Origin of the sequence: Sphingobacterium prati (assembly GCF_013167215.1) — a bacterium.
Classification (GTDB): Bacteria; Bacteroidota; Bacteroidia; order Sphingobacteriales; family Sphingobacteriaceae; genus Sphingobacterium; species Sphingobacterium prati.
Genome location: NZ_JABJWY010000035.1, coordinates 18,568 through 31,702, shown reverse-complemented (window position 1 = coordinate 31,702; position 13,135 = coordinate 18,568). Strand labels below are relative to the sequence as shown.

The following is a 13,135-nucleotide window of genomic DNA, read 5'->3' as shown; positions in this document are numbered from 1 at the left end:
ATTAACAGTCAGATGCTCTAACCTGCTGAGCTATTCAGGAATTTTAATTTTGTGAGAAAATCCTTTCTCATTGAATGCACAAAAATAGTACATTTTTATAGTATTCGCAAATAATTTTGTTATTTACTCAATGCTCCTGAAGCTGGGCTCGAACCAGCGACCCTCTGATTAACAGTCAGATGCTCTAACCGGCTGAGCTATTCAGGAATGAAAAATTGAATATTTTAAAAACTCCGGTTATGTAAGTTATTAAATTGCTCCTGAAGCTGGGCTCGAACCAGCGACCCTCTGATTAACAGTCAGATGCTCTAACCTGCTGAGCTATTCAGGAGTATTTTTTCAATTTTTCTGGAGACTCTATCGCGTTTCCGTGATGCAAGTATCGGAAGATTATTAGAATACTACAAATTTTTTCAACACATTTTTTACAACTTCCTAAAATACAACAAGAATAATTTATTTTTCATTTTCCCGATCCTAACCAAAAACCTGCTTTAAGCAACTCAAACAGCATAATGTTTGTATTACTTCTGCACCGAGAGACACATTTAACTCAACGACATCGGTCAAACAAGCGCTAAAGCAGTACACCTTTGAGAATAAGCGTTGCCACCGTAAAATAAATTAAAAGCCCTGTTACATCGACAAGTGTAGAGACGAATGGTGCCGATGAGCTTGCAGGGTCGGCCCCTAATCTTTTCATTACAAAAGGAAGCATGGAGCCCATTAATGACCCCCAAAGGACAACTCCGATCAAAGACAGCGAAATCACTAAAGCGACCAGCACCCAGTATTGGCCATATGTATGTGCAAAGGATTGCCAAGCCATAATTCTTAAAAAGCCTAAACCTCCCAGAATAAGTCCAAGCAACAGACCCGACACTATCTCCCGTCGCATCACACGCCACCAATCCGAAAGAGTCACCTCCCCCAATGCCATCGCCTGTATAATTAATGTCGAAGCCTGCGAACCACTATTTCCCCCACTGGAGATGATCACTGGCATCAATGCGAATAGCATGATCGCGCTCGCCATTTGCTCCTCAAAATGCTCAATGACGGTAGCTGTCAACAATTGTCCTAGAAACAGAACAATTAGCCAACCAGCTCTCTTTTTTACCAGGTTTTTGATAGAGACATCCAGATAAGGCTCATCCAAAGCCTCTGTCCCCCCAATACGTTGCATATCCTCGGTATACTCCTCATTGGCTACCCATAGGATATCATCAACCGTAACGATCCCTAACATCACTCCCTGCCCATCCACAACCGGAAGAGCAACCCTATTGTTCATACGGAAGATATTAATTGCTTCCTCCTGCGGATCATAAGCATTCAATGAGATCAAACGGTAATCAATCAGGTCACCTACGATTGTTTCGGGCTCAGCCATTAGCACATCTTTGATTCGAATATCATCGATCAGTTTACCATTTGAATCGATGACATAAAGCACATCAATAGTTTCAGAATCCTTTCCATATCGACGGATATGCCCCAATATTCTTTCAATACTCCAGTGTGCTTTTACCGTAATATAATCCGGCGTCATTAAGCGGCCAACACTGTCTTCGGGATAGCCCAACAAAGCTAAAGCTTCTACCCGATCTTTGGGTGGCAAGAGCAAAATTAAGTGCTTAATATCATCCTTCATTTCCGAGAAAAAAGAAGTCCGATCATCGGGTGGAAGTTCGTTGATTAACGCACTTATTTTAGCTTTGGAAAGTCTTTTAAAAATTCGATTTTGTGTAGGAAAATCTAGGATCCGAAAAACGTTTACGGCACGATTTAAATTTAAGGATTCAATAAAGAGTGGACCGTGTTCTGGCAGTTCATCAATCAGCTCCTCAACCTCAGAAATATTCAATTCATTTAGAAATTCCTCCAACCCAACAAAATCACCATTCGCTATCAATTGTTCTATTTGACTTACCTGCATTTCCAGTTCTTCCATATCTTCCTTTCGATTTTAAAATCCTACATCGGTACAAATTATATGTTACAAAAATCGCTTTTTTAAAGTAAATTCTGAATAAAAAAATAAATAATAAAAAGGCATCAAAATAGCCAGGAAATTTCACCTTCGAGAATACCGCGAACAATATCGCTTATTCAAAAACAAGACGTTTTGTCATTAACATACATTTCATCACACAACCCAATATTTGACAAGAAAAAATAGCAAAACCTTTCGCCCAAAAATGTCCCCACCTTGATATCCATTCTTACAAAAGCGAATGCAAGACAAGGAGAATATAAAAGTAGGACGCGCCCATCACAGCGCTACCATCCGAGCGCATCCATAAAATTTATCGTTATAAAAATATCTAAATTTTTCGCCGCACCCACTATCTTCTGGATGAATATTTAAGTATATTCGTCACATACTTCTTTCCATCTGAAGATTGTATTGCATTAAAGAAAACAGAACGCGAAAGTTGATTTATAATCGTAAATAAACAACAAAACAAATAAAAACATTAAAACTATAATAATATAAATATCAACGATTTATATATTAAAATAAAAATGTAAGCTTCATGTAAAGCCAAAGATTTTAGCTAAAAAAAATAGCAAACCACAAATTAACCTCAAAAATGAAATATAGAAATGTCATTATCAACACTTTAATAGTTTCAATATTAACTATATCTTCAGAAAAAACTTTTGCCCAGTTTTTTGAAGACAGTCAAGCACCGCTCAGTCAAAAATGGCACAAAATTGAAACCCCAAATTTTAAACTTATTTTCCCTAGAGAGATGAAAAGCCAGGCCCCTACCCTAGCTAATCATGTCAACAACTCGCTGCGTATAACAAGTAGAAATTACAAAATTACACCGCGAAAAATCCCTTTCATCATACACAATACTAATCTGCAAACAAATGGTTTTGTCCAGTTATCGCCCCGAAAATCTGAACTGTATAGTACTGCCGGAGCTGAACCAGACAACCAAACTTGGTTGCCCAACTTGATCCTGCATGAGTCTAGACATGTGAGCCAATTTGACAAATTGACAGGAAAATTAAAGGCTCCGTTTTTTGAACAACTGGCACTTGCTTACTATGGACTAACCGTCCCTTCCTGGTTCTTTGAGGGTGACGCTACACTAACCGAAACCATTTACTCCAATGGTGGAAGGGGTCGATTGCCATCTTTTGAAATGCCGATCAAAGCCAATTTCCTATCTCAGCAGAATTACAGTTTCAATAAGTACTTACTCGGATCCTTTAAGGATATTGTCCCTAGCTACTACACGATCGGCTACCTTATGACCTCAACAATGAAGTCTGAATTGCCACCAAATTACGAAGCGGATTTGTTTTCAGAGCTCAACAAACGACCGCTGTATCCTTATAATATCAACCGTGTATTGAAGAAAAAAATAGGGGGAAATAGCAGTTATTTATTTAATAAAACAATAGCGAAATTGGACGCTGTATGGAAAGAGAAAACAGCGGATTATGCAGCCCAAAATTATACCGAAATTAACAAACAAAACGACCGTTACTACAACAGCAATCTATTACCAAAATCAAGCGGAAATTTAATTTATTTTATTAAACAAAATCCAGAAAAAACAAATGCAATTTATACGTATGAAAGCAATCAGAAATCGGAATCACAACTTATAAAAACAGGGATCCAGTTGACTCCACATTTCGATATCAACAGCGAATTCATTGTATGGGACGAGCTCCGAAAAGATCCGCGCTATAATAAGAGAACATATAGTGTGATTAACTTAATGAACCTGAAAACAGGAAAAACCAAAACACTTACCAAGCAGTCCAGGTATTACTCACCTGTATTTAGCCCCGTAGACGAATCTATTGCATGTGTCGAAGTAGATTTATCCAACACAAGCTATCTCACGCTCATAAGCCTTAAAAACGGCGCTGTAATCAAGCGCATAAAAACAGGAGATGATGAGCAACTTCAGCATCCTGCATTTAATACCACAGGAGACAAAATAATTGCAATCCGACTATCCGAAATTGGTACAGCAATTTGTGAAATTGACCTCAGAAATGACAATATCACGAACCTTACCGCCTGGGGTAACCAACAATATGAACGACCCCAATACCTTCCAGGTATGGATATCCTTGTCAAAGCAAACTTCAATGGTATTGATAACATCTACAAGATAAACCGTCAGTCAGGTGCAAAACAACTCTTGACGAAAGCTCCGTTTGGCGCTTTTAATCCATTTTATGATAAGATCACCAAGCAGCTGCTTTTTAACAATTATCAGTATAACGGTTATAAAATTAGTCAGACAGGCGTAGACACTGCCTTTGAAATCAAACCGGAGACCGATTATTTTTCCCATTATTACGCTGCTGCTTTACACAAGGACAGTATATTCAACAGTGCCACCACAGCACCGGATTCAAGCCAAAAATATACCATTTCACCTTACAAAGGGTTCGGACGAACTTTTAACTTCCATAGCCTTTCTCTAAGCAGCAGCAACTTTGAAAGTTTCGATAATTTCAAACCCGGTATTTTTTGGCTTTCAAACAACATTTTAAATACAACCCAAATTGCACTTGGTTATGAATACGATACCGATATTAGAAAGGGTATTTATTCAGCCGAGCTCACGTATAATAAATATTTTCCAAAATTCTCTCTACGTTATGAAAACAGGGGCCAGATCGCAGCGGCAACTATCCCCAACAAACCAGACAGCAGCATCAGGTTCGACTGGAGAGAACATTACGTTTCTTCGCAGATTTCCATTCCATTGTCTTTTTATAGGCTTGATTACAATTATTCAACGGGATTCAATTTTGCAACAGCCTATTTGAAACGATACAACTTAAGCCGTAATGACCTCAAAAACTTTAATTATGAAACTGCATTTCCGTTGACTTACCAGCTTTATTTCAACCGAAATGCCCGTATGTCAACCATGGACCAATATCCGAGATGGGGACAGAATTTCAGCATCACCTATAGACATACCCCATTTGAAAACAAAGCTAAAGGGGAAATTCTTTCTGCACGGTCTGTATTTTATCTCCCAGGATTCGTGACTAATCATGGCTTTCAGATCCGCTTAAGCGCACAGGCTGGAACAGGGATTTATGAATACATTAACGATATTCCACTCGTCAGCGGATTTAGTTATTATAAATATGAGAAAGTAAAAAATACATTACTGATCAACTATCGCTTTCCTATCGCCTACCCTGATTTTGGGTTAGGTTCACTAGCCTATATAAAACGTATAAAGGGTGGTGTATTTGCAGACTATCAGAATATTCACAAACATAAAGAAGCAGCACCAAAGAGCTTTGGAGGATACTTGTCCTTTGATTTCAATGCTTTTAGATATCCACTACCCGATTTTGAGTTTGTTGTGAAAGGAACTTACATCAATGATCAAACGACAACGCAGCGTATCGTTCCAACAGTAAGTTTAAATTACACGTACTAAGGATGAGTAGCCCAATTGAAATTAGCGGCTAATGCATAGTGATCTGACAGCGGTAAGCCCTTGATGTTCGTAAATAGGTTATTTTCTATATTATAATCACGTGCAGCCAAACTTAGATGCCTATTGCTACGGTAGAGAATCTTGTCTATTGACTCACTCTGGTTGCCAATTGACAACATATGAGGTGGTTTAAATGCATGTTTTGCTTCAGGCACAAGCCCCCCGTTCTGGAGTTCTACCCAACTGTCCACCAATGTGGTTGACTCCATAAAATCATGTAGGTTATCATCACCAAAACTGTAGTGTGCATTAAAATCCCCCATGACAATTAGTGCATTTTCGCTCGAATTTTCACCTATATAATCGCGTAGCTGATTAAGATTGTCTCTTCTCGCACGAGAAGCTCGCCTGCTATTCTGTGCATTTGCATGTACATTATACACGTCAATCCATAAACCCGCAACGATTTCTACCTTGACTATGGTAAAACCTTTCGGTGTCAGAAAATCAGCTCCAGTACGCTTTTTCCAAGGTACACGCACGACGTCAGACATTGGAAAACGAGACAGGGTATTCAGTCCATCCCCAAAAGGCACCCGTCCTTTTGGTTTGGTACGATAAGGGTGTTGATTCCCACCCCAATAAAGACTATTGTTATAATTGAAATCTTCTTGCACATTCACAATATCGAAAGGATTGATCTTCTTGCCTATTTCAGCAATACTCCTGCTCCTTCCGGTAATCGCAGAGGAAATAAACCCCGGTAATCCCGCCACGTTATATGTTAATACTGAAAAATAACCCGAACTATCTTTATCTTTTTTGTGATTAGCATCCATCAATAACTACCTATTAAAATCGTACCGTGATAAATTTAATAAATACAGCAAACACTCACTAGTAATGAACAGATATTTAACAGATAATTGATTAAAAAGTGACATTAGTAGGAAATATAATAAATTGCAAATAGAGGGATAGGAAAGGCTCTTCCTGATGCTTGGCGCTTCAACAAAAAGCAGCTGCATTAAAAGCTTATTTCGTTAATTTAATTCCAAATAAAACTTTGTCATTAAATCATTCTCAACGAAAAAGGATCAAATTCTTACGATTTTGATCCTTTTGTACGTTTTTAGCCATATGAAGACTGTACGCTATTAATTCCGATTTGCACCCACGAATTTTATTTATAATACAGCGTTTTTCTATAACTTTTAAAAGGTATTAATTTTCAAGCGCTTTTACACCAGGAAGAACTTTACCTTCCATATATTCTAATAGTGCTCCTCCACCTGTACTGACATAACTGACATCTTCAGTCATACCAAATTTACTCACTGCAGCAGCTGAATCTCCACCACCGATTAATGAGAATGCGCCGTTTTGCGTTGCTTCCACAACAGCGTCAGCAACAGCTTTTGTACCTTTTGCAAAAGTATCAAATTCAAAAACTCCCATAGGACCATTCCAAAGAACGGTTTTTGATTCCTTGATAATAGACGCAAAATTTACAGCAGACTCCTGACCAATGTCTAAGCCCTGAAGGTCTGCAGGAATCTGATCATTTGGACCATCATATACATTTGCATCATTAGAAAATGCATCAGCAATCTGTGCATCCGTAGGAATAACCAGGTTTACTCCTTTTTCTTTCGCTTTCTTTACCAATTCATTTGCCAGATCAAGTTTATCGATCTCGACTAATGACCGGCCGATCTCTCCACCTCTTGCTTTGATAAAAGTATAAGCCATACCTCCACCGATCAGCAAATTATCGACTTTATCCAACAAAGCTTCGATCAACTGGATTTTATCTGAAACTTTTGCGCCCCCCATGATCGCTGTAAAAGGTCGAACAGGATTATTCAAAACTTTCTCTGCATTACCCACCTCAGCCGCCATCAGATATCCGCTATATTTCGCGGATGGGAAAAACTGTGCAACAATCGCCGTCGAAGCATGTGCTCTATGTGCTGTACCAAACGCATCATTTACATAAACATCGCCCAATTTTGAAAGTTTCTCAGCAAATTCCACATCACCTTTTTCCTCTTCTTTATAAAAACGTAAGTTCTCGAGTAATAAAACTTGGCCAGCTTGCAATGCAGCAGCTTTTTCCACAGCTTCTTTTCCAATGCAATCATTGGCAAATTGAACATCTGTACCTAACACCTTAGAAAGATGGGCAACAATATGTTTTAATGAATACATATCAGTAGGACCATCTTTCGGTCTTCCTAAATGGGACATCAATATCACACTTCCCCCGTCATTCAAAATTTTCTTTATTGTCGGAGCAGCCCCCTGAATACGATTATCATCCGTAATATTGAAATTCTCATCCAAAGGAACGTTGAAATCTACGCGAACCAAGGCTTTTTTACCTGCAAAATTTAAATCGTCTACTGTTTTCATCATATAACTTTAATGTTTTAGGATCTGTCGTTTGCCAAACGAACAGCTAAATATAGAAAAAAGGCATTTATTTTCATCAAATAAATGCCTTTTTATCGGATTAAATTATCATTAATGAATTTCTACAGTGTAAGGTAACCTTGCCTGAATACCGCTTTGTGTAGTTGCCTGCCGCATCACATCGAAATAACGATAGTATTCGCCCATTTGTTCTTTCGCGACCCAAGCCTGAACTTTTTCCTTCGAATTGTTCAATATCGAAGTGAGCGGATCTTCCTTCTCAGGATATTGCGTTACTTTATACTTGTTTAAATTAGCCTTTTTGGCTGCAGCCTGAATTGCAGCATCAAGATTACCCAAACGATCAACCAATTTATTACCCAAGCCCTGAGCACCTGTCCAAACCCGGCCTTGACCAATGCTATCAACATTTGGCAAGGAGATCTTTCTCCCTTCCGCCACAACTTTTGTAAAGGTAGTATATACTTTATCAACCTCACGCTGGATGATATCCCTTTCTTCGGCTGTCAAAGGACGATCAAAAGTAGTATTCAAATCCGCAAATTTTCCCGTTTTCACACCATCGTAATGCACGCCAATTTTATTGTTCATTAAATTCTGAAAATTCGGTATCACGCCAAATACGCCGATTGATCCTGTAATGGTCGTTGGCTCAGCAAATATTGAATCAGCGGCAGCCGATATATAATAACCGCCAGATGCCGCAACATCTCCCATCGATACGATTACTGGTTTAATTTTTTTTGTCAAAATGACCTCACGCCAGATGATGTCCGATGCTAGAGCCGAGCCCCCTGGTGAATTTACGCGCAATACAACAGCTTTTACAGCATCATCCTCTCTCAACTTACGTAATTCCCTTGAAAATTTATCGCCACCAATTTCACCCGGGCGAGTTCCTTCGCCATCCACAATCTCTCCAACCGCATAAAGAACAGCCACCTCAGATCCACTACCATCATCCTTCAGCTTCTTATTATAGTCTAATAACGAAACAAACGATATTTCTTCCTTATCCCCTATCTTCAGTCGTTTTCTCAAATCAGCCAATAATTCATCTTTATAAATCTTAGCGTCCGCGAGCTTATAGCGCACCGCATCATCTGCACTTCTAACAAGGTAATTGTTCGCTATACCGCGTAACGAGTCCGCCGGAATATTTCGGCTTATCGAAATTTCATTTATAAAAGTATCGTATATACTTCCCAGATATGATGTTACCTGTAGGCGATTTGGATCACTCATTTTATTTAAGAAAAAGGGTTCCACAGCACTCTTAAATGTACCTACTTTCACAATCTGCATTTCCACCCCAACTTTATCCAATAAATCTTTATAAAACATCGTCGAACTGGCAAGCCCCCTAAAATCGATAGTTCCTTGCGGATTGACATACACTTTATCGGCTATACTTGCTACATAATATGCCTTTTGATTGTAGCCAGCATTGTAGGCAACTATAAATTTGCCTGTTTTCTTAAATGCTAACAACTCATCCCGCACCTCTTTCAAACTCGCAAAACCAGTTCCGATACTCCCCGCATCGATATAAATTCCCTTAATACTCCCGTCCGTTGCCGCATATCTGATTCTACCCAGGATATCATCCAAACCAATACTCTTTGTAGAATACCCCGGAAGATTTAAGCTTCCAAAAGGATTATTGTCGTTCCGCTCATTGATGTCATAGTCAAAGGATAGAAATAACACCGAATTGCTTTTGACAACGACCTCCTGCTCCGAAGACGCTGAGCTGATAAGCGCCCCAATAATACCCATAAAAACAATAAACAAAATCACAAAAGATATCACAATCCCTGTAATTGTAGCCAATACATACTTAAAAAATGATCTCATATTTTATAATTAATCCTGATGTTTACAATCTTGCAAATGGAATGATTTATTTTACATTAAAGGTAGTGCAATATTTTTATTCCCCCAGTATTTTATTCCATAAAGTCTTAATTTAGTAGGATGAATAAGATTTTTATATTATTAGGGACCAACTTGGGAGATCGTATGCAGCAACTCGCATTGGCAAGGAAATATCTGGAAGAACGGGTCGGAAAAATTCAAAAAGAATCCACCATTTATGAAACTGCAGCCTGGGGGGTTGAAGATCAACCTTCCTTCCTTAATCAGGTGGTCTTAATAAGTTCGGATTTATCAGCCTTGGAATGTTTAAACTGCACACAGCAGATTGAATTGGATCTGGGAAGAATCCGTCTAAAGAAATGGGGTGAAAGAGCTATTGACATTGATTTACTCTATTTCAACGATGAGATTATTCATTATCCAACCCTAATTATACCACACCCTTTTATTTCAGATCGGCGTTTTACCTTAGAACCCTTAGCAGAAATAGCTCCAGACTACATTCACCCCGTTTACAAAAAAAATAACGTATCTTTATTGAATAATTGCAAGGACGAATTACCCGTAAAGAAAATTAGCAACGATGAACCATATCGACATTGACCTGATCAACCAAAACATGTTTGACAACTCAGATTTGATCAAACAGTTTGTATCAATGTATCTTATCCAGACTCCGGTAGATTTAGACAAGTTGCGAAATGCAATAGCTGAAGGCGATCATCAGAAAATTACCGATGCTGCCCACCATATCAAACCTACGATGGATTATATTGGAGCGTTTCATTTAAAAGCCAAATTTGAGGAATTGGAATTAAGTGCCAAAAATACAGATTCATTAGAGGGACTCAGGGCAACTTTTGAAGTGCTGGATATTGAAATGAAAGAACTGTTATTTGAACTTGAACAATACGAAAAAACGATCTAAGCCAGATCGTTTTTTTTATTAAAGTGCAATGCCGACAGTATAAAATACAAAAGTAGAATAACCGGTAAAGCCATAAATTGGCCGATTATAAATAAGACCAAAGTTAAAAACAGAAAGATAAAGCGAAATTTATTCGTTTTCCAATCCATCGAACTGAATTTCATCGAAAACAGCCGAATCTCACTAATCAACAGATAACTGGTCAGTAGCGCACTACAAATCAAAAATATTGGATTTATAATGAGTTCGGGATACTTAACAGCAATATAAGGTAATGATAGCACATAAAAGGTATTCATTGGTGTATTGAGTCCAATAAAATCGGAAGTTTGTCGTTCATCCAAATTAAACTTGGCCAAACGCAAAGCCGAAAACATGGTCACAATAAATCCCAGATACGGTAGTAAGGAACCATCAGGAAACGCTTTTTGCAGTAATGTAAACATGATCGTTCCCGGTAAAAACCCAAAACTGACCATATCTGCCAGCGAATCCAGCTCCTTACCAATAGGAGACTTTACATGAAGGAGCCTTGCAACCATACCATCAAAAAAATCAAATATTCCAGAAGCGAGCACGCATATAGTCACGGCTTGTATGTTCCCATTCAAGGCCATCAATACAGCGATACAACCACTAAAAAGATTCAGGCAGGTCAGCAGATTTGGAATATGTTTTTTCATCTATATGATTTGTTTTTTTATAAAAAAAGCCATCATTCTATTAAAATGATGGCTAAAATATCAAAATTTGATGGGATTACCCATTCATACTGATCAAAAATTCTTCATTTGATTTAGTACCACGCATTTGCCCTTGCAAGAATTCCATTGCTTCTGTCGAATTCATGTCTGACAAGTGATTGCGAAGCACCCAGATACGTTGTAATGTTTCTTTGTCTGTCAACAGGTCATCACGACGCGTGCTAGATGCTGTAATATCAATCGCTGGGAAAATACGTTTGTTCGCCAATTTACGATCCAATTGCAATTCCATGTTACCAGTTCCCTTAAATTCTTCAAAGATGACCTCATCCATTTTGGAACCAGTATCTGTCAAAGCTGTCGCAAGGATTGTCAATGACCCCCCATTTTCGATATTTCTAGCTGCTCCAAAGAAACGTTTTGGTTTGTGTAACGCATTTGCATCCACACCACCAGATAAGATCTTACCTGAAGCAGGAGCAACAGTGTTATAAGCACGCGCCAGACGAGTGATTGAATCCAATAGGATAACCACATCATGACCGCACTCTACCATACGCTTCGCTTTCTCCAATACGATATTAGCAATTTTTACATGGCGATCAGCTGGTTCATCAAAAGTAGATGAAACAACCTCTGCACGTACGCTTCTTGCCATATCAGTTACCTCTTCAGGACGCTCATCGATCAATAAGATAATAAGGTATACCTCAGGATGATTCTTGGCGATCGCATTAGCAACTTCCTTCAATAAATTTGTTTTACCTGTTTTTGGTTGCGCAACAATCAGTCCACGTTGACCTTTTCCGATTGGCGTAAATAGGTCCATGATACGCGTAGAGTAGTTACCCATGCCCATATCCAAATTTAAACGCTCATCAGGAAACAAAGGTGTCAAATAGTCAAATGGAACACGATCGCGTACCTCTGCAGGATTCTGTCCGTTGATCGCTTCTACCCGAACCAATGGGAAATATTTCTCACCTTCTTTTGGTGGACGGATACAACCACGAACAGTGTCACCTGTTTTCAAACCAAATAATTTGATCTGCGACTGTGATACGTAAATATCATCCGGTGATGTCAGGTAGTTATAATCCGAAGAACGTAGGAAACCATAGCCATCTGGCATAATTTCTAAGACCCCTTCATTAACAATAACATTGTCGAAATCTGTACTAGATGAAGTATTTTCAGCTTTAGGAGTTTGAGGTGTTTTTTCAGGTTGGGTACCTTTATCTGTTGCAGGAGTGGTATCTATAGCGGGGCTGCTTTCCTCACTTTCGACAGCCTCACGTTTTCTTACAGTTACAGGCTCAGCGGTCTTCACTGTTCTAACGCGCTTACGCGTACGTTCACCCTGTTCTTGATTGTCTTCCTCCACTTTAGCAACTTTTTCTACAGAAGCCGGAGCTGCTTCTTCTTCCCCACCGGTATTGCTAATTCTTTCTATTAATTCTTGCTTACGCAATTTATCAGCATCTGCGATACCGATCAACTTAGCAATCTCGCGCAATTCTGATACGAGTTTAGCGTTTAATTCGTTAATATCCATTAATGTGTTGTGTATGATTTTTGGATTTTCTTTTGAGCTTTATTCTGATTTACACTTAAGCATGTTTCCTTGTTTAAGTGAATGAAGAACTTAATGATTTCGTTTAAACCCGAAGTGGATTAAATCTTGAGAACCTAGACAAAGAAAAAAACAAATTTTGTTATTTCAAAATATTTCAAAAAAAATA

9 protein-coding genes and 3 tRNA genes (1 of these 12 cut by a window edge) are annotated in these 13,135 nt (G+C 38.6%); 3 read left to right on the top strand and 9 right to left on the bottom strand.

The window, feature by feature from the left end; all coding sequences use genetic code 11:
* The 4 genes from HPC41_RS16065 to mgtE form a co-directional block, all read right to left on the bottom strand.
* A tRNA-OTHER gene (locus HPC41_RS16065) sits at positions 1-40 on the bottom strand (it extends 86 nt beyond the left edge of the window).
* A 93-nt stretch (positions 41-133) separates the two neighbouring features.
* Positions 134-207 (bottom strand) — tRNA-Asn (locus tag HPC41_RS16060).
* Positions 208-257: 50 nt separating this feature from the next.
* Positions 258-331: transfer RNA gene (locus HPC41_RS16055), tRNA-Asn, on the bottom strand.
* Between the two features lie 246 nt (positions 332-577).
* Positions 578-1,954, bottom strand: a complete 1,377-nt coding sequence (gene mgtE / locus HPC41_RS16050) for a magnesium transporter (protein WP_172395024.1) — start codon at positions 1,952-1,954, stop codon at positions 578-580.
* A 643-nt stretch (positions 1,955-2,597) separates the two neighbouring features.
* Here mgtE and HPC41_RS16045 point away from each other — a divergent pair.
* Positions 2,598-5,447, top strand: coding sequence for a TolB-like translocation protein (locus HPC41_RS16045; RefSeq protein ID WP_172395023.1), 2,850 nt, complete (start codon positions 2,598-2,600; stop codon positions 5,445-5,447).
* Here the strand turns inward: HPC41_RS16045 and HPC41_RS16040 are convergent.
* The 3 genes from HPC41_RS16040 to sppA all read right to left on the bottom strand — a co-directional run bounded on the left by HPC41_RS16040 (position 5,444) and on the right by sppA (position 9,740).
* Positions 5,444-6,286, bottom strand: coding sequence for an endonuclease/exonuclease/phosphatase family protein (locus HPC41_RS16040; protein WP_172395022.1), 843 nt, complete (start codon positions 6,284-6,286; stop codon positions 5,444-5,446). The genes HPC41_RS16045 and HPC41_RS16040 overlap by 4 nt on opposite strands.
* Positions 6,287-6,671: 385 nt before the next feature.
* Positions 6,672-7,862: a phosphoglycerate kinase gene (locus HPC41_RS16035; protein ID WP_172395359.1), complete on the bottom strand. Its 1,191-nt coding sequence runs from the start codon at positions 7,860-7,862 to the stop codon at positions 6,672-6,674.
* 111 nt (positions 7,863-7,973) lie between these two features.
* Positions 7,974-9,740 (bottom strand): signal peptide peptidase SppA, encoded by a 1,767-nt coding sequence (sppA, locus tag HPC41_RS16030; protein WP_172395021.1) that lies wholly within the window; start codon positions 9,738-9,740, stop codon positions 7,974-7,976.
* A gap of 120 nt (positions 9,741-9,860) precedes the next feature.
* Between sppA and folK the strand changes: the two genes are divergently transcribed.
* Positions 9,861-10,364, top strand: a complete 504-nt coding sequence (gene folK / locus HPC41_RS16025) for a 2-amino-4-hydroxy-6-hydroxymethyldihydropteridine diphosphokinase (protein ID WP_172395020.1) — start codon at positions 9,861-9,863, stop codon at positions 10,362-10,364.
* Positions 10,345-10,689 (top strand): Hpt domain-containing protein, encoded by a 345-nt coding sequence (locus HPC41_RS16020; protein ID WP_172395019.1) that lies wholly within the window; start codon positions 10,345-10,347, stop codon positions 10,687-10,689. The genes folK and HPC41_RS16020 overlap by 20 nt, the downstream gene beginning before the upstream one ends.
* On the opposite strand, the gene pssA is transcribed toward HPC41_RS16020, so the two are convergent.
* Together pssA and rho are read right to left on the bottom strand one after the other, a co-directional pair.
* Positions 10,686-11,372: a CDP-diacylglycerol--serine O-phosphatidyltransferase gene (gene pssA, locus HPC41_RS16015; protein WP_172395018.1), complete on the bottom strand. Its 687-nt coding sequence runs from the start codon at positions 11,370-11,372 to the stop codon at positions 10,686-10,688. The genes HPC41_RS16020 and pssA overlap by 4 nt on opposite strands.
* Positions 11,373-11,448: 76 nt before the next feature.
* Entirely contained in the window at positions 11,449-12,948 is a 1,500-nt protein-coding gene (rho, locus tag HPC41_RS16010; RefSeq protein ID WP_172395017.1) for a transcription termination factor Rho, read from the bottom strand.
* Positions 12,949-13,135 lie beyond the last annotated feature (187 nt).

Excerpts from the sequence above, each read along its gene's own strand:
- HPC41_RS16035 (WP_172395359.1), bottom strand. The coding sequence starts at position 7,862 with ATGAAAACAGTAGACGATTTAAATTTTGCAGGTAAAAAAGCCTTGGTT.
- HPC41_RS16045 (WP_172395023.1), top strand. The coding sequence starts at position 2,598 with ATGAAATATAGAAATGTCATTATCAACACTTTAATAGTTTCAATATTA.
- rho (WP_172395017.1), bottom strand. The coding sequence starts at position 12,948 with ATGGATATTAACGAATTAAACGCTAAACTCGTATCAGAATTGCGCGAG.
- HPC41_RS16020 (WP_172395019.1), top strand. The coding sequence starts at position 10,345 with ATGAACCATATCGACATTGACCTGATCAACCAAAACATGTTTGACAAC.
- folK (WP_172395020.1), top strand. The coding sequence starts at position 9,861 with ATGAATAAGATTTTTATATTATTAGGGACCAACTTGGGAGATCGTATG.
- mgtE (WP_172395024.1), bottom strand. The coding sequence starts at position 1,954 with ATGGAAGAACTGGAAATGCAGGTAAGTCAAATAGAACAATTGATAGCG.
- sppA (WP_172395021.1), bottom strand. The coding sequence starts at position 9,740 with ATGAGATCATTTTTTAAGTATGTATTGGCTACAATTACAGGGATTGTG.
- pssA (WP_172395018.1), bottom strand. The coding sequence starts at position 11,372 with ATGAAAAAACATATTCCAAATCTGCTGACCTGCCTGAATCTTTTTAGT.
- HPC41_RS16040 (WP_172395022.1), bottom strand. The coding sequence starts at position 6,286 with ATGGATGCTAATCACAAAAAAGATAAAGATAGTTCGGGTTATTTTTCA.